The organism is Oligoflexia bacterium (genome assembly GCA_035326705.1).
Classification (GTDB): domain Bacteria; phylum Bdellovibrionota_G; class JALEGL01; order JALEGL01; family JALEGL01; genus JALEGL01.
In genome coordinates this window covers 1-21400 of sequence record DAOLES010000006.1, presented here as the reverse complement: position 1 = coordinate 21400, position 21400 = coordinate 1, and the positions used below count along the sequence as shown (strand labels likewise).

23 protein-coding genes and 1 tRNA gene are annotated in these 21400 nt (G+C 35.7%); 7 read left to right on the top strand and 17 right to left on the bottom strand.

Annotated features, from left to right (window positions below; translation table 11 throughout):
• Positions 1-184: 184 nt before the first annotated feature.
• The 6 genes from PKC21_08750 to gatC are packed head-to-tail and all read right to left on the bottom strand — an operon-like array spanning position 185 to position 5478.
• Positions 185-709, bottom strand: coding sequence for an inorganic diphosphatase (locus PKC21_08750; GenBank protein HMR25428.1), 525 nt, complete (start codon positions 707-709; stop codon positions 185-187).
• 24 nt (positions 710-733) lie between these two features.
• Positions 734-1192, bottom strand: a complete 459-nt coding sequence (locus PKC21_08745; GenBank protein HMR25427.1) for a hypothetical protein — start codon at positions 1190-1192, stop codon at positions 734-736.
• Entirely contained in the window at positions 1164-2219 is a 1056-nt protein-coding gene (mtnA, locus tag PKC21_08740) for an S-methyl-5-thioribose-1-phosphate isomerase (GenBank protein HMR25426.1), read from the bottom strand. Before mtnA ends, PKC21_08745 begins: the two co-directional genes overlap by 29 nt.
• Positions 2219-3673, bottom strand: coding sequence for an Asp-tRNA(Asn)/Glu-tRNA(Gln) amidotransferase subunit GatB (gene gatB, locus PKC21_08735; GenBank protein HMR25425.1), 1455 nt, complete (start codon positions 3671-3673; stop codon positions 2219-2221). Before gatB ends, mtnA begins: the two co-directional genes overlap by 1 nt.
• Before the next feature lie 24 nt (positions 3674-3697).
• Positions 3698-5164, bottom strand: a complete 1467-nt coding sequence (gatA, locus tag PKC21_08730; GenBank protein ID HMR25424.1) for an Asp-tRNA(Asn)/Glu-tRNA(Gln) amidotransferase subunit GatA — start codon at positions 5162-5164, stop codon at positions 3698-3700.
• A complete protein-coding gene (gene gatC / locus PKC21_08725) occupies positions 5161-5478 on the bottom strand; it encodes an Asp-tRNA(Asn)/Glu-tRNA(Gln) amidotransferase subunit GatC (GenBank protein ID HMR25423.1) in 318 nt (105 codons plus the stop codon). Before gatC ends, gatA begins: the two co-directional genes overlap by 4 nt.
• Positions 5479-5675: 197 nt before the next feature.
• Between gatC and PKC21_08720 the strand changes: the two genes are divergently transcribed.
• The 3 genes from PKC21_08720 to PKC21_08710 are packed head-to-tail and all read left to right on the top strand — an operon-like array spanning position 5676 to position 7799.
• A complete protein-coding gene (locus tag PKC21_08720) occupies positions 5676-6254 on the top strand; it encodes a penicillin-binding protein activator LpoB (GenBank protein HMR25422.1) in 579 nt (192 codons plus the stop codon).
• Complete coding sequence (locus PKC21_08715) at positions 6244-7398, top strand: tetratricopeptide repeat protein (GenBank protein HMR25421.1); 1155 nt, start codon at positions 6244-6246, stop codon at positions 7396-7398. Before PKC21_08720 ends, PKC21_08715 begins: the two co-directional genes overlap by 11 nt.
• 14 nt (positions 7399-7412) lie before the next feature.
• Complete coding sequence (locus PKC21_08710; GenBank protein HMR25420.1) at positions 7413-7799, top strand: hypothetical protein; 387 nt, start codon at positions 7413-7415, stop codon at positions 7797-7799.
• A gap of 13 nt (positions 7800-7812) precedes the next feature.
• On the opposite strand, the gene PKC21_08705 is transcribed toward PKC21_08710, so the two are convergent.
• The 6 genes from PKC21_08705 to PKC21_08680 form a co-directional block, all read right to left on the bottom strand.
• Positions 7813-9069, bottom strand: a complete 1257-nt coding sequence (locus PKC21_08705; protein ID HMR25419.1) for an EAL domain-containing protein — start codon at positions 9067-9069, stop codon at positions 7813-7815.
• A 137-nt stretch (positions 9070-9206) separates the two neighbouring features.
• Positions 9207-9674, bottom strand: a complete 468-nt coding sequence (locus PKC21_08700; GenBank protein HMR25418.1) for a type II secretion system F family protein — start codon at positions 9672-9674, stop codon at positions 9207-9209.
• A gap of 269 nt (positions 9675-9943) precedes the next feature.
• Positions 9944-10624 carry a type II secretion system F family protein gene (locus PKC21_08695; protein HMR25417.1) on the bottom strand — a complete coding sequence of 227 codons (681 nt, stop codon included), beginning with the start codon at positions 10622-10624 and terminating at the stop codon, positions 9944-9946.
• Positions 10625-10686: 62 nt separating this feature from the next.
• Positions 10687-11934 (bottom strand): CpaF family protein, encoded by a 1248-nt coding sequence (locus tag PKC21_08690; GenBank protein ID HMR25416.1) that lies wholly within the window; start codon positions 11932-11934, stop codon positions 10687-10689.
• 11 nt (positions 11935-11945) lie between these two features.
• Positions 11946-13337 (bottom strand): pilus assembly protein N-terminal domain-containing protein, encoded by a 1392-nt coding sequence (locus PKC21_08685; protein ID HMR25415.1) that lies wholly within the window; start codon positions 13335-13337, stop codon positions 11946-11948.
• A gap of 150 nt (positions 13338-13487) precedes the next feature.
• Positions 13488-13575: transfer RNA gene (locus tag PKC21_08680), tRNA-Leu, on the bottom strand.
• Positions 13576-13831: 256 nt separating this feature from the next.
• Here PKC21_08680 and PKC21_08675 point away from each other — a divergent pair.
• Both PKC21_08675 and PKC21_08670 read left to right on the top strand, forming a co-directional pair.
• Complete coding sequence (locus PKC21_08675; protein HMR25414.1) at positions 13832-14074, top strand: FeoA family protein; 243 nt, start codon at positions 13832-13834, stop codon at positions 14072-14074.
• A 10-nt stretch (positions 14075-14084) separates the two neighbouring features.
• Complete coding sequence (locus tag PKC21_08670) at positions 14085-15908, top strand: ferrous iron transporter B (protein HMR25413.1); 1824 nt, start codon at positions 14085-14087, stop codon at positions 15906-15908.
• Between the two features lie 34 nt (positions 15909-15942).
• Here the strand turns inward: PKC21_08670 and PKC21_08665 are convergent, their stop codons facing one another.
• From PKC21_08665 to PKC21_08650, 4 genes are all read right to left on the bottom strand, one after another.
• Entirely contained in the window at positions 15943-16392 is a 450-nt protein-coding gene (locus tag PKC21_08665) for a MerC domain-containing protein (protein HMR25412.1), read from the bottom strand.
• A gap of 110 nt (positions 16393-16502) precedes the next feature.
• The gene (gene folP / locus PKC21_08660; protein ID HMR25411.1) at positions 16503-17807 is read right to left on the bottom strand and encodes a dihydropteroate synthase; all 1305 of its coding nucleotides are present in this window, start codon (positions 17805-17807) and stop codon (positions 16503-16505) included.
• Positions 17788-18171, bottom strand: coding sequence for a dihydroneopterin aldolase (locus tag PKC21_08655; protein ID HMR25410.1), 384 nt, complete (start codon positions 18169-18171; stop codon positions 17788-17790). Before PKC21_08655 ends, folP begins: the two co-directional genes overlap by 20 nt.
• Entirely contained in the window at positions 18165-18833 is a 669-nt protein-coding gene (locus PKC21_08650) for a CADD family putative folate metabolism protein (GenBank protein HMR25409.1), read from the bottom strand. Before PKC21_08650 ends, PKC21_08655 begins: the two co-directional genes overlap by 7 nt.
• Positions 18834-18918: 85 nt before the next feature.
• On the opposite strand from PKC21_08650, the gene PKC21_08645 reads away from it, so the two are divergent.
• Together PKC21_08645 and PKC21_08640 are read left to right on the top strand one after the other, a co-directional pair.
• Entirely contained in the window at positions 18919-19827 is a 909-nt protein-coding gene (locus PKC21_08645) for a LysR family transcriptional regulator (protein HMR25408.1), read from the top strand.
• A 30-nt stretch (positions 19828-19857) separates the two neighbouring features.
• Positions 19858-20676, top strand: coding sequence for a LysR family transcriptional regulator (locus tag PKC21_08640; protein HMR25407.1), 819 nt, complete (start codon positions 19858-19860; stop codon positions 20674-20676).
• Between the two features lie 14 nt (positions 20677-20690).
• On the opposite strand, the gene PKC21_08635 is transcribed toward PKC21_08640, so the two are convergent.
• Positions 20691-21074, bottom strand: a complete 384-nt coding sequence (locus tag PKC21_08635; GenBank protein ID HMR25406.1) for a phage holin family protein — start codon at positions 21072-21074, stop codon at positions 20691-20693.
• Positions 21075-21400: the final 326 nt, after the last annotated feature.

Sequence of the window (21400 nt, the reverse complement as noted above, 5' to 3'; positions counted from 1 at the left end):
TTTTATTTTATTCTGAATAATAAACGCTTTTATAAATTTATATTTAATGGTTTTTAAGTCTAGTGCACCATTAACTTAAAACTTTTACTAAATCATCAAAGTCATCATCTTCAATGGCATCAATGATATAATGCAAATGTTTCGCTATAATCGATTGTTTGATGGTAAATGAAATTGTATAAAGTTAAAAGTTTTTATTGTAAAGCAGGATGGCATCAAGAATACACTGTTTGGCTGCAGCAGTATCTAGAAAATCTTCTACCACCACAGTTTTATTTTCTAAGCGTTTGTATTCTTCAAAAAAGTTTTTTACTTGTGATAAGCGGTGCGGAGGCAGTTCAGAAATAGATTCATAATGATTGTACTCTGGGTCATCATTGTGGACAGCAATAATTTTATCATCCGCTTCTCCTTGATCCAACATTTTTAAAAGACCAATGGGTTTGGCCATCATGATGGATCTTGGATAAACAGAAACTTGTCCTAGAACTAGAATATCTAAAGGATCATTATCTTCACAATAAGTTTGCGGAATAAAGCCATAGTTGGCGGGGTAATGCACAGAGCTGAATAAAATTCTATCAACTTTGATAAGGCCTGTTTTTTTGTCCAACTCATATTTAACTTTTGAGTCTTTGGGGATTTCAATGATAGCGGGTACACAGTCAGGTGTGTTATCACCAAGTTCTACGTCGTGCCAGGGATTCATATTAATAGCGCATCTCCAAAAAAATTAGTGTTTTAAGGCCTCAAAAATACTTTCTTCTAAAACTTTGTCACTGGGAACACTTTCCCATTGATTGTTTTGAAAAATCTTAACTTGTTTATAAATTCGCAATGTGCTGGCACCAGTTTCATCATCTGCATGGACTGAAGCATTGATACGATATTTTTTTGGGCCGTGAATACTTTGTTCTCTTACTTCAGTAGTAGATAAAATGTATTTTGATTCATCAACAAAGTCATAATTAAAATCAAACTTAGTTTTTAATGTTTCAAGTAACTTTTTAAAAACATAATCGGGAGACTCTTTGTACATGCGTTCTAAAGTATTGTCATCTGAAGGTAAGGTTACAGCACTCGGTTTTTTACCTGAACATGAAACAAATAAAAAAAATGTAAGGGTAAGAAAGACCAAGCCTATTGAGTTTAGTCTATTCAACTTAAAGAAGTTTGGATAAATGCTGCTCATAGTCACCTTCTACCACAGCTTTCTCAGTTATAATAGCATTAATTAGCTTGTAAGGAGTGATATCAAAGGCAGGGTGGGCAACATCTACGCCATCGGGTGCTATTTTATAGGATCCTATGTGAGTTACTTCTTGTTTTGAGCGCTCTTCAATGGGAATGCCTTCACCTGTTTTAGTTGCAATATCTATAGTAGAGCTTGGAGCTGCAATAAAGAAAGGGATATTGTGGTAATGGGCCAGAACAGCTAAGCCATAAGTCCCTATTTTATTGGCGGTATCACCGTTGGCTGCAATTCTATCTGCACCAACAATAATGGCATCTACCTGCTGTTGCTGCATAAAGTAACTGGCCATATTATCAGTTATCAAAGTACAAGGAATTTTGTCTTCTAACAGTTCCCAAGCAGTTAAACGTGCCCCTTGTAAGTAGGGTCGTGTTTCATCAACCCAGACTTTGTTGAGAATATTATCTTGGTTTGCGCTACGGATAACTCCCAACGCTGTTCCCCAAGCTCCCGTGGCAAGAGCACCAGCATTACAGTGGGTTAAGATGTTAAGTTTTTTGTTTTGCTTGAGTTTGTTTTTACATGTTTCTTGTAAAAGAGAACTTCCTAAATTTCCAATTTTTTTACAAAATTCAATGTCTTGCTGATGAATGCTTATAGCCATGGACTCTAAAGCATCAAACCAAGCTTGTGTTGATGGATGGTTTTGTTCAGCACATGCTTGCATTTTATCCAGTGCCCAAAATAAATTAACTGCTGTAGGTCTGGTTTGGGCAAAAGTTTTAAACCATGGTTTAAGTTGAGATTGGGCATTGTCTAAAGTTAAAGTGCTTAAGGTTTTTGCAGCCAAAACTATGCCGTAAGCGGCAGTAATCCCAATGGCAGGAGCTCCACGGACAAGCATATTTTTGATAGCACTGGCGGCATCTTGCGCTTGATCAATTTGATGTTCAACAAAAACTTGTGGAAGTTTTAATTGGTTGACCAAATATAAACTCTGATTTTGCCAGCGAATGGGTTGAATCATTTTAATGCATCTTTTAACAGTTGGTTGACCATGCCAGGGTTGGCTTTGCCTTTGGTTTCTTTCATGGTTTGACCCACAAAAAAACCAAACAACTTATCTTTTCCACTTTTGTATTGCTCAACTTGTTTGGGATTGTTTTGAATGATTTGATCAATGATGGGCTTTATATCATTAGGGTCACTTAATTGCTTGAGTCCCTTGCTTTCAATAATGGTTTGCGGTTTTTCACCAGTCTCTGCCATACTATCAATAATATCTTTTGCTATTTTACCGTTGATGGTGCCATCCTCAACAAAACTAAGAAGCTGCGCCAAGTCTTGCGCATCAAATTTTAAATCATTGATACCCACAGACAACTCTTTGCATAAACGTAAAACTTCTGCCATGACAAAATTACTCAGGTTTTTTGCATTTTTTTCTGAAACACCAAGTGTATTTAAAGCATGTTCAAAAAAAGCAGCGACATCCTTATCACTGGTTAAAACACCTGCATCATAGCTGGGTAGGGCATAGTCAGTAATATAGCGTTGTTTTTTTGTATCTGGGAGTTCTTCTAAGTTTTCTTTAATTTGATCAATCCATGCTTGCGCAATATCAAGGGCTTTTAAATCTGGTTCAGGAAAATAACGGTAGTCGTTGCTTTCTTCTTTGCTGCGCATGGTAATGCTTATGCCTTGGTCAGGATTCCAAAGACGCGTTTCTTGGTGAATCTCTTCATCATTATCAAGCGCCAAACTTTGTCTTTCAATTTCATATTCAATGGCTTTTTGTACATGCTTAAAGGAGTTCATATTTTTAACTTCAACTTTTGTACCTAAAGTTTTTGAACCAATAGGACGAATAGAAACGTTGGCATCACAACGTAAACTACCTTCTTCCATGTTGCCATCACAGACATTGATGTAACGCAAAATATTACGTAGTTTTTTTAGATAAGCAGAAGCTTGCTCCCCAGAGCTCATACAGGGGGTGGTTACAATTTCTATCAAGGGTACACCAGCCCGGTTAAGGTCAACCAGTGAGCCACCTTTGTTTTCTGTGCTATCACCGTGCAAGAGTTTGCCTGCATCTTCTTCCATATGAATTCTTTCTAGAATTACAATGGTTTTTTTCTCATTGACTTCAATCTCAACCTGACCGCCTAGACAAAGAGGTTTATCAAATTGTGAAATTTGATAACCTTTAGGTAAATCAGGATAAAAGTAGTTTTTTCTAGAGAAAACTGAATTGAGTTGAATATTGCAGTTTAAGGCAAGACCAGCTTTAACCGCCTGCACAATAGCAAACTGATTAATTTTAGGTAAAGCTCCTGGAAGTCCTAAGCATACAGGGCAAGTAGCACTGTTTGCTTCTTGTCCATATTCATTTTTACAACGACAAAAGAGTTTGGTTTGTGTGTTCAATTGTGCGTGAACTTCTAGACCTATAACTGCTTCATATTTAGTGTTCATGTTATTCCTCTTAAGTTTTTAATACTATCCCTGTTGATGAAAGCCTATGGTTTGTTCTAAAACATAAGAGGCTTTTAATAAATCATCTTCGTTATAATAGGACCCAATCAGCTGCATACCAAAGGGCAATTTATTTTCTGATCTGCCAGTGGGCAGTGAAATAGCAGGTAAGCCAGCAATTGAAGCAGGTACAGTGTACATGTCTGCAATGTATTTTTGCAAAGGATCTTTGCTTTGTGCACCCAACTTAAAAGCTGTGGTGGGTGAAGTGGGTGTTGCAATGAAGTTTACTTTTTTAAAGGCTTGCATAAAATCTTGTTGAATTAAGTTTCTAATTTTTAATGCTTTAAGATAATAAGCATCGTAAAAACCTGAGCTAAGAACAAAAGTACCCAATAAAATCCTACGACAAACTTCATCTCCAAAAAACTCTGAACGTGATGAAGCTATCAAGTTGGCAATACTGCTACTATCATCTGATCTTTGAGTATAACGTATTCCGTCATAACGAGCCAAGTTGGCTGAGGCTTCAGCTGGAGCAATAACATAATAGCAGGACACACCATAATGCAAATGCGGTAGATCTATATCTTCAATTTTAGCACCTAAACTTTCAAAATGTTTAAGACTATTTAAAAAGTTGTCTTTTACTTCTGAAGCAACTCCATCATTAAAAAATGCTGAGCTGTAACCAATGACTTTACCTTTAAGAGAGTCATTTTGCTCAAGACCATCAGTAGCTTTTTTAACAGGATGATTGAGTGATTTTGAATCTCTATGGTCATAGCCCGCAATGGCTTCATAAGTATAAGCCACATCTTCAACTGTTTTTCCCATTGGACCAACTTGATCTAGAGAAGATGCAAAAGCAACCACCCCATAACGACTAATGCGTCCATAGGTTGGTTTTAAGGCAGTAATACCACAAAAAGAAGCCGGCTGCCTAACAGATCCACCCGTGTCAGTTCCTAATGCCACACAACTTTGGTTTGCCGCTACAGCACTGGCTGAACCACCGCTGCTACCACCAGGAACATATTCAGGGTTAATTGGGTTTTTGACGGGTCCAAAAGAAGAGTTTTCATTGGATGATCCCATAGCAAACTCGTCCATATTGGTTCTACCCAGAACAATAGCCTGATTGTTTTCCAACTGTTCAACTACATGGGCATTGTAATGAGCTTTGTAGGACTTAAGAAACTGGCTGGCTGCAGAGCAAATTTCATCTTTTTGGAGTATGTTATCTTTTAGAGCAATTGGAATACCGGCCATGGGAGATAAATTACTGTTGTTTTTATTCAGTTGTTGATCTACCAGCTTTGCCTTTCTTAGAGCTTCGTTTTCCTGAGTTTGCAAAAAAGCATTGTAGGTTTTGTTTTCCTGTTTAATTTTATCAAGGTAAGCTTGGGTTAATTCCGTACAGCTGAATTCTTTTTTTTTATAAGCCTGGTTTATTTTTTTAATACTTAAGCCTTTTAGCTCATGGATCATGATGCATCTCCTTGCTTTTTACTGTCAATAACATCTGGGACCCAAAAATAGTTTTCTTGACTTGAAGGGGCATTGGATAAAGCTTCTTCTACAGAGAAACAGTGTTCAATTAAATCTTCATTGAGTGGAAGAGGCCCATGGTCAGGGAGTCGAAAGTCAGCATCAATATTATCGGTATTAACTATATTAAGTCTTTCAATATGTTCAAGCAATTGATTGCAATCATTCATCAGTTGTTCTGACTTTTCTTGGTTAAGTCTTATATGGGCAAGCTTACAAAGCTTGTCAAAGTCAGCAGTGTTAAGTTTTTTCATGGATTGGCCATACCATAAGCAAGCAAAATTGTGTAATATTTGTCTTTTCCATATAATTTACCTAAATAAGCCATAGTTTGCTTTTAAATAAGAGACTCGATAAAATCTTGTCCTGTAAGATTTATAGAAAACGTCGGGTAAAACTGTTCACATAGGGGTTGTAAGACTTCCCTTAACAAAAAACAGAGGAGAATATAATGAAAAAAAATATAGTATTAATGGCCTTGCTTGTTGTTTTAGGAGCCTGTGTTCCTAAAACTTCTAGAGTTGGGGTAGCAACAGATGAACCTTTTTCAAGTACAGAGACATCCAGTAAAGATTTACTGACGGTGACAGAAAAAATGGCGGCATCTTTATTGGAATTACCCCAGATCAATAATGCAAATAATCCAGTAAAAATTGCATTTGTAGATGTTAAAAATGAAACCAATGAAATCATCAATAAAAACTTGTTTATTGAAAAAATGCGAACCATGCTGATGAAAAATGCAAAAGGTAAAATGGTTTTCTTGGATAGAGAAATTTTAGATGAAATCAATACTGAAAGAGAAGACAAAAGAGCGGGAGAATACACACACTCGCAATTGGCTAAAAAACTTGGGGCAGATTATTTCTTAACCGGTAAATTATCTTCTATTGATAAAGTGGGCAGTGGAAAGCGCTCAACGTATACTCGTTACGCTTTTAGGCTGACGGATACTGAAACGACGGCAATTATTTGGGAAGATGATTACGAAGTAAAAAAAGTTGGCTCTTACGGCCTTTATGATCGGTAAACATTATAAAATTATTCTTTTAAGCTTTGCGCTAATTGTATTAAACAGCTGCTCTGTAGGACTACCTGTAAAAGCAGTGAACGATTATTATACATGCTCGTACGATGAAGCCTATGATACATTTATAGCCAAAGCGCAAAGCGCAAAAGATAAAGACAAAGCGGTATTTTATTTTGCGGCCTTAAGCGCTGCTTTTTCTGCACAACGTTATCAAGATGTTGTGAGAATTGGTAGCCAGTTGGTGGATTTTTCATGGTCCAATGAAGTGGGTAAAAAACAAGGTAAAGCTTCTTTACTGAGTGCACAAGCACTTAGATATTATAAAGGAGAACCTTTTGAGAAAGCTATGGTTTCAATCTATACAGGTTTGGCTTTATATCAGCTAGGTCAGTACGATAACGCTAGAGCTTCTTTTGCTAAAGCTAATCTGGCCATTGCTAATAAATATAAAAAGACGGGTGAGTCAGACTTTGCTTTGAGCCTATTTTTATTGGCATGGATGTATGCTCAGCAAGGAGAACTTGATAATGCTAATATTGTTTTGAAAAAAGCTAGCGCACGGTTCCCTGATAACCCTTATTTAAAAAGCCTTAAGCAGTTACAACAAAATAATGTCCTTGTCATTCAACAAAGAGGTCTGGTTCCTAAAAAGACAATGACTGGTCCTGGGGACAGTATGGTTGCTTGGGCTCCCAGATCCAGTAATAACATGAGTAGGCCAAGTATAAGTCTGAATAAATTGGTTAGTTATGACTTGTTTGAGGTGGGTGATTTGTATTACCAAGCAACCAGTAAACAGGCTACTGGACAAGAGACAGTTCAGGCGGTTAAAGGCACATTAAGAGAGGCGGCTGTCATTACTGCAGTAGCAGCAAGTCATCAAAATGCAAGTAAAGAAGCAAAATGGGTTGCTCTTGGAGCAGGACTTTTTGCTATAGCCAATCAAAGCCAAGCAGACACACGACAATGGGAGTTATTGCCGGAAAAGTTTTATATGGCAAATATCAAGCTTGAGCCAGGAAAGTACCAAGTACTATCCAGTGCAGGCCAAGAATTTGAGATAGAAATTACTGCTAACAATCCAGCAAAAATTTTGTTTATCCAAGAAAATACATGTAAACCTATGGGGAGTAAACCTCAGTGATAAGGAGAAGTATTATGAAATATGTTGTGGCTTTAGGATTGAGTTTATTGTTATTTGCTTGTGGGGGGCCATATAGAGTTAATACCGTTAACAACCCAATTCAGAAAAAAGAAAAAATAACCATGACAGACATTGTTTTAAAAAATTTAAACTTGGTGTCTTTGTCTTCTAACAAAACAGAGAGTGGAAGACTAAATGTTGTTTTAGAAATGCAAAATGAAAAAAAGAAAGATATATGGACGGATATCCAAATTGCTTTTTTTGACAGCAACGATACAGAAATAGAACGTAGTTCATGGGAAAGCTTTAACTGGGAAAGACGTGCTGTTAAAACTTATTCAAAGTCTGCACTCAATGATAAAGCCGTAGATTACAGAGTGTTTATAAGAAAGATACGCTAAAAGTTTACAAAACTTAAGCTTCTATCATTAAGGCGTTGGACTCTTTTGGTGTGGAAAATAAAAAGCCCTGACCAAGAATAAGTCCCATATTTTTTAATAATTCAAAATCTTGGGTTTGTTCAATGCCTTCAGCAATAATTTTTGCGTTAATTTTGTTGGCCAATAGAGAAAGCATTTTGAGCATTTCTTGTTTAACTTTGTTTTTATGGATGCCATTGACCATAGAAATATCACATTTGAGGTATTTGGGTTTTAATTCAATAATGGCTTCTAGGGCAGAATAGCCTGTTCCTGTATCATCAATGGCAAAAGTAAACCCTTGTTTCATATAGTATTCTGTTGCAGCAGCAAAGGTTGCATAGTTTTCAATGGCATCACGTTCATTGATTTCAAAAATAAATTGACTGGGTTTTTTATTAAAACTTCTTAAATAGTCATTCATTTTTTTACCTTTAAATTCTGGGTCATAAATGGTTGAAGGCATAATATTGATAAAAATTTTATAGGCATCAGGTATGTTTTGTGCAGCTTCAATGGCTTTTAAACGACAGATTCTGTCCAATTCAAACAATAAACCCACTTCTTTAGCCATAGAAAACAAAGCGTGTGGGCTTTCTAAATTGGTTCCTTTGGGGCCACGGCTTAAGGCCTCAAATCCCATGGGCTTATTGCTACTAAAATCCATGATAGGATGAAAAACAGTGCTTAAATTTTGGCTGATAATAATATCTTGAATACGCTCTCTGTACTTAACTTTGATGGCAGGTAAAGAGGCGCGAGTCATATTTTTAACATCTTCAACCATACGTAAAATAGTTCTTCTAGGGTGGGTTAGTTCATTGTATAGGGTAAGAGAGCTGCCGGTTAAGATTTTAGGAATTCTTTTCATGTAAGGTTGTAAAATGGGCATAAACTTAGAGCTGCATTGAAAGCGAATATACTTTGAAAGCTGTTTGATTTGATAGCGACTCAAATAAGCATCTTCACTAAGACTCTCATGAAAAAAGAATAAGAAAGAAGGGTGCCCTACATCAGAAAAACAAACAGTGGTATTGTTAGGATATAAATGGCCTCTTTGCTGCTTTATAAAGTGACACAGTTTATGCAAAACCTCGGTATAGGAATCATAGCCATTTTCATGCTCTATTACATCCAAATCATTAAGAATTAGGATCATTAAGCCTAAAGATTTGTTTTGTTTAAGTTTTTTTTCTAATTTAGGTAAAATTTGAAAATGGTTGGGTAAAGCTTCGTTGAACTGAGAAGGCATCAGTAACAGTATAACATTAAATGGCAAAGAATAAGAAGTACAAAAGCAGATTATGGCATATATTTAACTTTATGATCTCAAAGCCTTGTTACTAAGAAGCATATAATAATATCTAGTCTAAAACTAACAGTTAGCCCTTACTGTATAAAAGAAAGAATAATAGGCATAAAAATAATAATAAAAGTAACCGGGAAGATGCACAACATTAAAGGTGCAAGGAGTTTGACAGGTGTTTTTTGAATCTGTTGTTCTGCATCAAGATAGATTTGATTTTCAACATCGTTTGCAAAGGACTGCAGACTCTCTACAATAGGTGTTCCATGCTGGATAGAGTCTATAAGAATATTACAAAAGCTTAGTACGTATTTATTGGGATAACGCGCATAAATTTTATGGGTAACAATATTTAAAGATGGAATTGTATTTGATAGGGTTTTGAAATCTAAAAGCATATTTTTTAAAGGACTTGGCTGTAAGCATAGGTCTATTTTTTCAATGGATTGATAAATACTTCTTCCTGTTTTCAGTTGGCTTTGCAATAAGTTAAGAAAAAAAGGAAAATCTAGAGTTAAGGCTTGCAACATTTGTTGTTGTTTATTGCGCAATCGAGCAAGGTGTAAAACTATAAGTGTGCATAAAAAAATTAGATAATAAATGATATTGATAGGGGAAATGTATAAAAAAACAAAACTGAGTAGGATTAAACTAGGAATTAACTTTTTTAATAGCCTTATATGCTCTGACGGTGACAAGTTAATTAATAGGGATTTATTAATATGGCTTACGAATGACGTTTGATTATTTGTAATCCAGGGTATAATTTTTTTTAATAAGAAAAAAAAGAATAGCAAGCAATTGATAAAAATAAAAAGTGTCATTGTATTAGATCTTTGTTGATGATTAAATTTATCCAGTATGCTCCAAGAGAAAGCAATATGATGCTTATCACTAGAGATATTTTTCCTATGCTTTGAGTGAATAAAGGTAAAATGAAATTTGGAGTTAAAAAATAAAGAATTAACATGAAAAATAAGGGGAGAGCAATACATACATAAGCCTGTAACTTGCTTTGAGAGACCATGCTGTTTAGTTTGTGTTTAAGTTGAGTAGATTTACGGACTTTTCTGAGCAAGAACTCCATTTGCTTTAATAATGATTGGCCGCTCTCAATTGAGGTCTGAATAGAAATTAAGTAGTGCTTGAGGGTTTTATGTTTAATGCTCATAGCACAGTTGAATAATAAGGTTGAAAAATCCTCTCCATTTTTAAGACCATTTGTAATGAGAGCAATTTGTTTTTGTAAAAAAGGATGAGAATTAGATTGAGCAAGAGTAAAGGCCTGTTCACGACTGGTTCCAACTTTTAAGTGCCGTATAAAAGTATCAAAAAAATCAATACAATAATAATCCATCTTTTTTTTATGATAATCATTAATCAGTTTAGGATAGGTTTTAATAATTAAAATTAAGATTAAAATAAAAACAAAAATAAAATAAAAATGAAAAGCCAGTGAAAGAAAAATTAAAAAAACACTCAATACAATAGTTTTATTCATATATTGCTGTTCAATGAGAAAACTAAAAAATAATAATAAAGTTAAAAAGAGTAGTATACTCATTAAAGCTGGCTTTCATTTACACTTAAGATGTTTCTTAGTTGTTTCTTTTGTGACTCTGATAATTTTTGTAAAAAATTAGGATAGTAACGACACCACTTTAACAATCCTTTCTCCAATTTAAAGATGTCCAAGAGAGAAATATTGCCTTCTTCCATGTGTGAAACTTCAGTGATATGCGTGAGAATTCTTTTTCCCTGATTGTTTCTTTGAATGAAGATAATGAGATCAATGGAAGAAATAATTTGTTCACGTAAAGCCTGACTAGGAAAAGAATAACCAGAGAGCAAAACTAAGTTTTCAATTCTTTTAATAGCATCTCTTGGACTGTTAGCATGAATTGTTGTCATAGATCCACTGTGCCCAGTGTTCATGGCTTGCAACATATCTATGGTTTCTTCACTTCTACACTCACCAACTATAATTCGATCTGGACGCATGCGTAGAGAATTTTTAAGTAAATCTCTTATGGTCACTTCACCTAAGTTTTCAGTATTTTTGGTTCTCGTTTCAAGTTGTATGACGTGAGGTTGGTTGAGTTTGAGTTCAGCGGAATCTTCTATACTGATAATACGTTCAGAGGCTGGTATGAATTGTGATAAAATATTCAGTAAGGTGGTTTTGCCGCTACCTGTCCCTCCTGCGATAAGAATGTTTTTTTTATGTTGAACACAGAATTTTAAAAAATTTGCGCTTTGAATAGATAAAGATTGTTGGTTTATCAATTCTTCAAGGCTTATTTTTTTATGTAAAAAACGGCGGATGGTTACAGTGGTTCCATTTAAAACAAGGGGGTGAATAATAGCATTTAGTCGTGAACCATCAGGTAAACGAGCATCAATCATAGGCGAACTTTGATCCAAGCGTCTGTTAACCTGGCTTACAATTTTATTGATAATATTACGTAAAACCTGTTCTGAAGAAAAAAACAATTGGCTTAAGTGTAACTTGCCATATTGTTCGTAGTAAATGCAGTTGGCTCCATTGATCATGATTTCACTGACGTCTTCAGTCTGAAGTAAGTTATCAATAGCTCCTAAACCAAGATTTTCATGGACAATGAAACTTAATAACTGTTTGTGTCCAGCAAGGGTTTTGTATTGTGGGTTTTTATAGCAAAAGTCATAATAGCATTGTGTGATGAGTGCTTTAATTTGTTGTTTGTTTTGCTGTTCAAGGCTCTGCTTTGCAAAAAGATGATCTTTTAAGTATTGATTTGTGTTTTGAATAAACTCTATATGTTCACGCATATTGATGATCCTTAGTCAAAAAGTGAAAAGTTATAGTCATTTGTATTAACGTTAAGTGTTTTTGAGTGTTCAAGAAGATTACTGTGGTATTTGTCTTTTGCTTTGCCTGAATAAGCTGTAAGTAGAATGAAAAATTGACTTTGTTTTTTTTGAAAACTTCTGCTTTTAAAAAGTTCACCTAAAATTGGAACGGTACCTAAGACAGGGAAGCGCTTAACATTTTTCCGCATTCTATCTTGAAAAAAACCACCTAAAACAACGGTTTGATTGATTTGTGTTTGTGCGGATGTTTGCAGGTGATGTTCAATCATAGCAGGAATACCTTCTATAGAAACTGAGCTGTCCAAGTCACTTATTTTTATTTTTAAGTCTAGAAGAATATTGTTACTTGAATGAATATGAGGTTTTATTTTGAGTGAAACCCCGTAAGGTTTAAATATAACATTAGCCACTCGTTCAGATATTAATCTGATTGGAATTTCACCGCCGGCAAGAAAAGAAGATACAAAGCCATCTCTGCATAATATTTTTGGGTTGGATAAAACTTTGGCTTTGCCATTTTCAGATAAAGCTTGCAAGACTAGGTTTAAACTTTGTCCTGATGATACAGTGCTTTGAATCATATTATTGTGAGTGGCAATGTTTGCTTGGGCTGAGATTGCATCTGGCCATTGAATCCCAATATTTTTTATTTCTGAGTTATGAATTTCTAAAAATTTAACATCAATAAAAACAGAAGGTTTTTGTGAGTTGTAAATGGTTATTTGATCGTAAATAAGAGGGTATAGACTTTTAGCAATTAACAAGACTCTTTTTTTATCATCCGCATTGTAAACATAGCCTTTGAGTTTAAAATAGTTTTTTTCTACTTCAACAAATACATTTTGGAAGTGGTATTGATGAATTTTGGTCTGTAAAAGTTTATGTATCAGAGCAAAAGATTTTTTATCAAAATGGCTCAAATCAATGATGTTATGATAATTTTTTTTTATGCTTTCTAATAAAACCAGATCTTGAGTTTTAAAAAGAGTTCCCTTAATTAAATATTGATTGGATTGCTTTTGTATATAAAGAGTTTTTATTTTTTGAAGTTGTTTGATTTGCTTGATCAGAGATGAAGCGTTGCTTTTATGTCCTACTTTAACAATGTATTTGTACTTTTGTTGATTTTTTTTCCAAATAACCAAAGAGGTAGAACCAGCTTTAATACCTGTTAAAATTATTTCTTGGTTGCTTTCTATGATGGTGACATCTGCAATTTTAGGGTTACCAATAGACACACGTACAATATTGTCACCTGGTATAATTTTCTGATGACCAACATCCAAAAAAATATTTTTTTGTGCATACAAGGGAAGTGCTAAAAGTATTACTATAAATGGTGTCGCCTGAGTAATGCGCATGCTTTAAGCTTAAAGCAATATAAATGCCAGCATACAATGTGAATAAATACATTTAAATCAATATATAACGATGCGTAAATCTAGTAAACGATCGATTTTCTTACGGCGGCGATTGAATTTAAGATCTGTGATATGAAAAGTGAAATGAGATGGTACCGGGGGCCGGAATCGAACCGGCACAGCTTAAAAAGCCGCAGGATTTTAAGTCCTGTGTGTCTACCAGTTCCACCACCCCGGCACAGAGTAGGTTAAGAAACCTTGGTAGACTGAGCTTATTACCGACTTTATCTTAATATTGCGAGGATTTTTTTGTTTTTTTCATAAAATCTATGACTGGGAGCGCTATGTAAATAACATTTTGCTGCCGCAAACTAACTTGGAGTAAGTCAAATAGCATGGCTATGCCTTACTATTTTTCACTCTAAGTAATATCTTTTTTCATTTTTTTTCACATTGATATTGATTATCAATATCCAAAAAGGTATGGGCATAGGGTGAAATTATCAGAAGTCTCAAACAAAAATATGCGGGTTAAGGTAGCAGCGTTTAACCAAGACTACAACACTAAGATTATTGATCGTTTAAAAAACTTGGGGATTGTAGAAAATAAAATAATTTCTGTTCTTCACAGTTTACCTTTTGGTGGGCCTGTGGTTGTTCATGTTGGCAGTTGTGTGTTTTCTTTATCTAGAGAAGTGGCACAATGGGTAGAAGTTGAACTGTTAGTAGAGAGTTAAAAGTCAGAATATGTCAGAAAAAAAACAAAAAAAAATACTTTTGGTGGGTAAGCCTAATTCTGGAAAATCGTTATTATTTTCCAAATTAACGGGTGTTAGGCAAAAAGTATCTAACTTTCCTGGTGTAACGGTTGAAATTAAACAAGCTCAATACAAAGAATTTGATTTGGTGGATTATCCTGGGATTTACTCTTTGGATAGTATTTCTATTGATGAAGATATAGCGATTAAGTCTTTTAACAATGCTTTAGAGTTTGAAAAGGACAGTGTTGCCGCTGTTGTTTGTGTTGTGGATGCTACCCGCTTTGATATGAGTATGTCTCTTGCGTTGGATATAAGGCAGGAATGTTTAAAACATAGTGTACCCATGATTTTGGCTTTGAACATGATGGACGAACTGGATAAAAATCATCTCAAAGTTAACCTCAATGGCATAGAAAAGATGTTGAATGTTCCGGTTGTAGGGATGTCAGCAAAATCTAAACAGGGCTTTTCTGAACTTTATGATGAGATCAGCAGAGTGGGTTTTAAAGATATGCCTTTGCCAAGTTTCAATAAAAGCAAACAAGAGCTATTAGAAGAATTAAATGAGAAGTTTGCCCCCAAGTCAGACATTCTTATTGCCAAACAGAATCGTTTTGACCGAGTATTTCTATCCCCATGGTTGGGTGGTGTGTTGTTTGCTTTGGTCATGGTGATTGTGTTTCAATCTATTTTTACTTGGGCAGAGCCACTTATGGAAGGTGTAGAAAGTGTTTTTGCCTACCTAGGAGCGTTGACCATGGCTTGGGTAGGACCGGGATTTATTAGAGATTTCATTATTGAAGCATTGATTGAGGGTGTGGGTGCTTTTGTTATTTTTGTGCCACAAATTTTTGTTTTGACTTTTATTATTGGGATTTTAGAAGATAGTGGTTACTTAGCACGGTCAGCGATTATTTGTCATAGAATTCTAAGCTTTTTTGGCTTCTCAGGTAAAAGTTTTGTGCCTTTATTGACCGGTCATGCCTGTGCTATTCCAGCTATTTTAGCGGCCCGTACCATAGACTCTCCTAAACGCAGATGGATCACCATGTTAACTGTGCCTTTAACAGCCTGTTCAGCGCGCTTGCCAGTATATAGCTTACTTATTGTTACCTTGATTCCAGCCAATGCAGTAGTGGCAGGTTTTTTTGGTTTAAGAGGTCTCATGTTTTTTGCTTTGTATGCTTTTGGTATCATGATGGCTTTGCTCATTGGCATATTAATTGATAAGTTTTCTTCTAATAAAGGTACAGATGACTATCCTTTTATTTTAGAATTGCCTCCATATCGAGTTCCAGGCCTTAAACCACTTTTGCAAAAGTCATTTAGAGCGGCGTGGTCTTTTTTAACAGGGGCAGGGCCAATGATTTTTGTGGTAACCGTTATCGTTTGGGCTTTAGGTTATTTTCCTAATCACGGTGAATCCTTAGAGCAGTCCTATTTGGCTAGTTTAGGACATTTTTTTGAACCGGTTTTTAAGCCTCTGGGAATTGATTGGAAATATGGTGTGGCTATTTTGGTTTCATTTTTAGCTAGAGAAGTCTTTGTAGGTACCTTAGGAACCATTTTTGGGATTGAGTCTGCTGATGAAAACTTATTAAGCTTAAGTGATAAAATTCAAAACAGCGGGTTTTCTTTAGCCTCTGGTATTGCTCTGTTGGTGTTTTATGCGGTGGCTTTACAATGTGTTTCTACGGTTGCAGTATTGGCCAAAGAGTTAAAAAATAAATGGCAAGCGTGGGCTGTTTTTGTTGGCTATGGGGTTTTGGCCTACATTATGGCATGCATTGTATATGCGCTCTTAAGCTAAAGCTTTGATTAAAGATTGATAGTAAAGACAATGATTAATGTTGATGGCAATGGCCTTCCCAACATTTGTATTTTCTAATGGTCATGATGTGACCAACAAAGAGCATTAGCCCGCCAATAATAAAACAAACTTCTTCCCAAATATGATTGTGGGGATGGCTGTGATGGTGATGATGTGTAGGAGAAAAGCTTTCTGGTGGAAAAAAGCCTAAAGCTGTTACAGCTATTCCCAAAACAAGCAGAGAAAAAATGAACTTGGATTGATGCATTTTGTAATGTCTTATAATTGTCCAAAGTGCTAAGGCCGTCATAGCCACAAAAAAACCAATGTGGACCCATTGGTTTTCAAAATAATGTCCAAGTGAGGGTAATGAAACCAACAAAATGGGGGTTAGCAAGCAATGAATTGCGCACAAACTTGAGCAACACATGCCAATAAGGTCAATGTTCAGTTTTTTATTTTTTTTATGTCCATGCTCAACCACATGCACTAACTATATAAAAGTTAAATTAAAAGCAAGCGCTTGTTCATAATTTTATAGGCTTGTTCTACGGGGAGCAATATTTAGTAAACCCCTTGTCCCTTCGCTTTACTCTAAGTTATATGTTGTATTTTAGTGTGTTGAGAAGCTAGCCATGCTCTTTGGTGTTTTGGGGCTTGGTGAACTCTAAAAATATCAACCGGATGTTGAGAAAGTGCTACAGAAATCCCTACACTTTCATAATCTCTTTCAAAGGCATCCGCCGCAGAGAATAACTTCATAAAAGATTTTCTAGAGTGGCCAATGAGAAGACGACAAGGGATATCATTAAACTGATCCAGGTTTTGTAAGATTTTTAAAGATTGATTGGCAGTTTTACCAAAACCTATACCTGGATCAAAAATGACTCTTAAAATATCAATGTTATGTTGATCCAATAATGTTAGTTTTTGATCAAGCCATTGTTTTAAAAATACAACAGGGCAGATATCCTCTGCTATTACATTGTTTGGGTCAACGGGTGCATTTAGACTATGCATCAAGATATAGTCACAGTTATTTTGTTGGAGTAGGTTAGGCATTTCAGGGTCTTTAAGTCCACTGACATCATTAATGGTATGCAAGCTTGTCTGTTCAAAAACATGATGCACAACTTTGGCGTGCATTGTATCTAAGCTTAATCTTGGTTTTAACAGCTGTGAACTAAAGTGAGAGTTCCATAATTCAAGGAAGGGTTTAATGCGTTCTATTTCTTGCTGTGGAGAAACAATAGCGGCATTGGGCCTTGTTGAGGCTGCTCCAATGTCAAAATATTGAATTGTATGCTTTTGTATATAACATAGTTGTTCAATACAATGATTAGGATTAAAGTCTTGTCCATCGGAGAATGAGTCAGGACTGAGGTTGAGAATATGCATCCATGCCGGTAAACGAACAGATTTGGATTTTCTTTTGATTTCTCTAGCATAGTTTTCTGGAATGTCATTGGGATTAAGAATATCAAGCAAGGGCTTTAAAACAAAATCACGCTCAAGAAGCCTTGGATGAGGGATAGAAAGTTGTTCTGATTCAACAATAGAGTCCCCAAAAAATAAGATATCTAAATCAATGGGACGTGGCCCCCATTTTAAGTTTAAGTCTCTACCTAGTTTGGCTTCAATGTTTTTTATTTGAAGAATTAACTCTTGTGCAGAAAGCTTGGTGCATAGTTTTAGCACCGTATTTAAATAAGGTTGATTCCACTGGTCCGGAGCATTGGTAGGTAGCACAGCTGGAGTTTGATAAATTGGAGCAATTTTAATGGAAGAAGTGACAGCGCAGGTTTTTTTTAACAAGCCTAAAGCTTGATTAAAGTACTGTTGTCTTGGCTCCATGTTTGAGCCGATGGCAATATAACAGTTAGTCAATCCAATCTCCACAGGTATAGCTTACGCCATTATTATAACTGTTCTTGATGGGAGGTGTGAGTTTTAAGAGCTTTACTTGAGCTTTACAATGTTTAGGAATATGCTGTGAAACAATATTAAAAAAACTACGACATAATTTTTCAATCAGTTCGTAATGGTTTTGATCAACATCGGCTTGCAATGCCTGACATAGTTTTAAATAGCATACGGTATCATCTAGATTGTCTGTTTGTTCTGCCAGTGGGTTGTTGGTAAAAGCAATTTTTACAGTTGCACTCACTTTTTGGGCATGAAAGCGTTCTTGTTCAGAATCTCCTAGATGCACCCAAAAATGAAAATCATGCAAGGTCAAGCATGAAGAAGACTGGCTTAGCATGCCAGCTTCTCATCATAATCATTCATTTCTGTTAGAAAGTTCCATAGCGCTTTGGCTGAGTTTTTTGCCGCTTGCAAAGCTTTGTTTTGCTCTGCTGGGGAAAATTGATCAAGCAGATTTTCACAAGCTTCTCTGTGAATAACATCCGCACTTTGATGGACTTTAAAAAATGCCAAACTTTTTTCGTCATCAATAGCATAAAACTTTTTTAAACCGTCTATTTTGGTTTTAGCCACTTCGGGTACTTGATATTCATAGGCATAGAGGGACGCTAAACCTTCACTGTAAGAACTGCGAGCACACTTAAAAAAAGTATCAATAACATGGTTGATAGCTTTTCCACCAGTATGCTGCTGTAAGCTTTCTTCACTAGCACCAACACCTGTTGCAAATTCGGACCAGAGTTGCGGGTGGTCTTTGCCCATTGAGCCTTCTTCTTCATTTAAGTTTTCAAGCAACACTTTTCTTTTGGTGATGTCTTCGCATAAAGAGTGTGTGGCACTGATATAGCGGGGAAAAGCTTTGACATATTGGTAGTATTCTTTGGCATAATGTTGCAAGGTTTCAGGGTTAAGCTGGCCTTCAGTCCATTTTTGATAAAAGAGGTGCTCAAGTAAGTGATAACCAGCAATGCTTTGTTTAAGTTGTTGTGAAAAAGACATTTTTACTCCTTACGTTAATTTTTGTTGAGATTAGTGTTTGTTGTTTGATTTGAAAAGCTAAACATAATAAACAACTTGTTAAGTTATGCTTAACAAGATTGATTTGAATAAATTAAATATTTTCTTTGTGGTGATGGAGAGTAAGTCCTTTAGTGATGCAGCAGAAAAACTCAATGTATCTAGATCTGCTATAAGTCAAGCCATGGCTATTTTGGAAAGTCAGATAGGGTATGGTTTATTTTTAAGAAAGTCGCAAAAAATTTATCCAACGCAAAAGGCACAACATATTTTTGCAAGTTTAAAGGACTATCAGCACTCATTAGCATTAAGTTTAATGTATGAAACCAAAAGTGAAGTAAATATTAAAGGAATGGTTAAAGTTGGTGCGTATGAAGATTTTGCTAAAACTCATTTAAGTAGAGCTGTAAAAAAATTTCAAGACCTATACCCAAACATTGTTTTGCAGTTTCACTTTGCAGCGCCTAGTCAACTGCAAACTATGTTAGAAGATAATCGTTTGGATATATGTTTTTCTATCTTTCCTAGCCAGGGTGTAAAGTCAATTGCAACTAAAAAAATATACACAGAAGACTTGATTTTAATAACTCCCAAAAGCTTTGCCAGTGAATGTGAACAGCTCAATACATTGATTGAATTACCCATTGTTGATTATTTTCCAAAACATGTTTTATTTAAGCGTTGGTTGTACCAGCATTATAAAAAAAGAAAATCTAAGCTCAACATTAAACTTTTTGCCAGCTCATCTGAGATGGTTTTACAATGTGTTTCTGATGGGATTGGGATTGGGGTAGTTCCCAACTATGTGTATGAAAAGCGGCGTCAAAGCATGTTGCATGTTACAAAAATTTGCCCTACTCAAAAAAGTCTAAAGGATTTTATATGGTTAAACCAACATCAAGATCAGTACAGCAGTCAAGCGCATCAAGTCTTTTATCAATTCATGGTGCGGTACTTTGATTCATATATTGAATAGTATTTAATTAATGATAATATATAGTAATCAATGATTGAATATGTTCAAACCTTAAAAGCCTTGGCAGATTTCAAAACCATGCATAAGGCAGCAACGGCCTTGCGCGTCAGTCAGCCAACAGTCAGCAAACGTATTGCGATATTAGAGCGGCAGGTCAACAAAAAACTCATTCAAAAAAATGGACGCAATGTTGACATTACTGCTGATGGAAGGCTTTTACTGGATCAAGTTTATCCGCACTTGCTTAGCATTAGATCTATTTTAAATGCACAGCCCAATAGTCTTAGCACAAACATTCAGGTGGGGTTTTCAGAGTCAATTTTAATTGCTTGGGGAGGAGATTTGCTGTCAGCAGTCAACGAGTCTAAAAAAATATCTTTGCAACTTGTGCCGCACGCGCACAGAAGCCCAGTTGTTTTAGATAGAGTTATTTCGGGTGAATATATGTTTGGTTTATGTGCCGGGGGCGCAAATAAAGTTGGTGATATGCAAGTTGAAAAGCTATTTGATGAGCCAATGGTTTTGATTAATCCAACCCTTGATAAGCCTTTAATGGGGATTGAGCAGTCATCAGAAACCATGCAATCCATTGAAAGAAAGCTTAGTAAACAGGGTTTAATTCCCAACCATTATTTAGAATCTTATGCGGCGATAGTTCGTTTGGCACAAAAAAAACTTTTTAAAGCCATTGTTCCCTTAGGCGTATGCAAGGCATTCAACATTTCTTTTAGTTATTATAAAAAACTCAATATCAGTCGTCCGCTGATTTTTGTAGCCAGACAAAATATTTTTCAACGGGAAGATATACAAGTGGTTTATCAATTGCTTAAACGTTTTTTTGCGCAGTAAGCTAAAAGCCAAACTTAACGAAAATAGCCCACATGCATGTTTTTAGGTTCATGTTTTTGTAACATGGCATTGATTAGTATAGAGAATAAGCTCATTAAAAAAGCACCGGCAATGGCAGAAAGAATGTTGCTGATGTAATAGCCTTTAACCAAGCCAGCCACCAGCCAAAAGCTTAAACCGTTGATCACCAAAAGAAAAATACCAAAGGTAAGTAGCGTTAGCGGTAGGGTTAAGATGACCAACAAGGGTTTAATAAAACTGTTGACCAGACCAAAAACAGCACCAGCTGCAACAGCAGCTAAAATACCATTAAGCTCAATACCCGGAATGATTGAAGAAATAACAACAATAGCCAATGAATGCAGAGCCAAACGGCTCCAAAATGTTGATTGAATCATAATGTCTGCAATATATACACAAAGAAAGGTTTGGCCAGTGAAAAAGTATAAAATTTTTAAGTGAAGAATTTTTTGGTTGGTTACTAAGGCAAGTTATTGTCTTAGTGGGTCTGCTATTGATGATTTACTTAATTGAGCATCCACAGCCATAGCTGCGAAGCAGCTAAAAAACAAACAGACAAACGCTTGTGTTCGAAGTGCGCAAGATAGAGCGAGATTTATTGAATTAATAACAGATGCAGATAGGTCGATGAGCTTCAAATAATGGTGCACCCGGAGCGATTCGAACGCCCGACCCCCAGATTCGTAGTCTGGTGCTCTATCCA

Bases quoted from the DNA above. Each gene is read 5' to 3' on its own strand.
- PKC21_08750 (HMR25428.1), bottom strand. From the start codon at position 709: ATGAATCCCTGGCACGACGTAGAACTTGGTGATAACACACCTGACTGT.
- PKC21_08745 (HMR25427.1), bottom strand. From the start codon at position 1,192: ATGAGCAGCATTTATCCAAACTTCTTTAAGTTGAATAGACTAAACTCA.
- gatB (HMR25425.1), bottom strand. From the start codon at position 3,673: ATGAACACTAAATATGAAGCAGTTATAGGTCTAGAAGTTCACGCACAA.
- gatA (HMR25424.1), bottom strand. From the start codon at position 5,164: ATGATCCATGAGCTAAAAGGCTTAAGTATTAAAAAAATAAACCAGGCT.
- gatC (HMR25423.1), bottom strand. From the start codon at position 5,478: ATGAAAAAACTTAACACTGCTGACTTTGACAAGCTTTGTAAGCTTGCC.
- PKC21_08720 (HMR25422.1), top strand. From the start codon at position 5,676: ATGAAAAAAAATATAGTATTAATGGCCTTGCTTGTTGTTTTAGGAGCC.
- PKC21_08715 (HMR25421.1), top strand. From the start codon at position 6,244: ATGATCGGTAAACATTATAAAATTATTCTTTTAAGCTTTGCGCTAATT.
- PKC21_08710 (HMR25420.1), top strand. From the start codon at position 7,413: ATGAAATATGTTGTGGCTTTAGGATTGAGTTTATTGTTATTTGCTTGT.
- PKC21_08705 (HMR25419.1), bottom strand. From the start codon at position 9,069: ATGCCTTCTCAGTTCAACGAAGCTTTACCCAACCATTTTCAAATTTTA.
- PKC21_08695 (HMR25417.1), bottom strand. From the start codon at position 10,624: ATGAATAAAACTATTGTATTGAGTGTTTTTTTAATTTTTCTTTCACTG.
- PKC21_08690 (HMR25416.1), bottom strand. From the start codon at position 11,934: ATGCGTGAACATATAGAGTTTATTCAAAACACAAATCAATACTTAAAA.
- PKC21_08685 (HMR25415.1), bottom strand. From the start codon at position 13,337: ATGCGCATTACTCAGGCGACACCATTTATAGTAATACTTTTAGCACTT.
- PKC21_08670 (HMR25413.1), top strand. From the start codon at position 14,085: ATGTCAGAAAAAAAACAAAAAAAAATACTTTTGGTGGGTAAGCCTAAT.
- PKC21_08655 (HMR25410.1), bottom strand. From the start codon at position 18,171: ATGCTAAGCCAGTCTTCTTCATGCTTGACCTTGCATGATTTTCATTTT.
- PKC21_08650 (HMR25409.1), bottom strand. From the start codon at position 18,833: ATGTCTTTTTCACAACAACTTAAACAAAGCATTGCTGGTTATCACTTA.
- PKC21_08645 (HMR25408.1), top strand. From the start codon at position 18,919: ATGCTTAACAAGATTGATTTGAATAAATTAAATATTTTCTTTGTGGTG.
- PKC21_08640 (HMR25407.1), top strand. From the start codon at position 19,858: ATGATTGAATATGTTCAAACCTTAAAAGCCTTGGCAGATTTCAAAACC.
- PKC21_08635 (HMR25406.1), bottom strand. From the start codon at position 21,074: ATGATTCAATCAACATTTTGGAGCCGTTTGGCTCTGCATTCATTGGCT.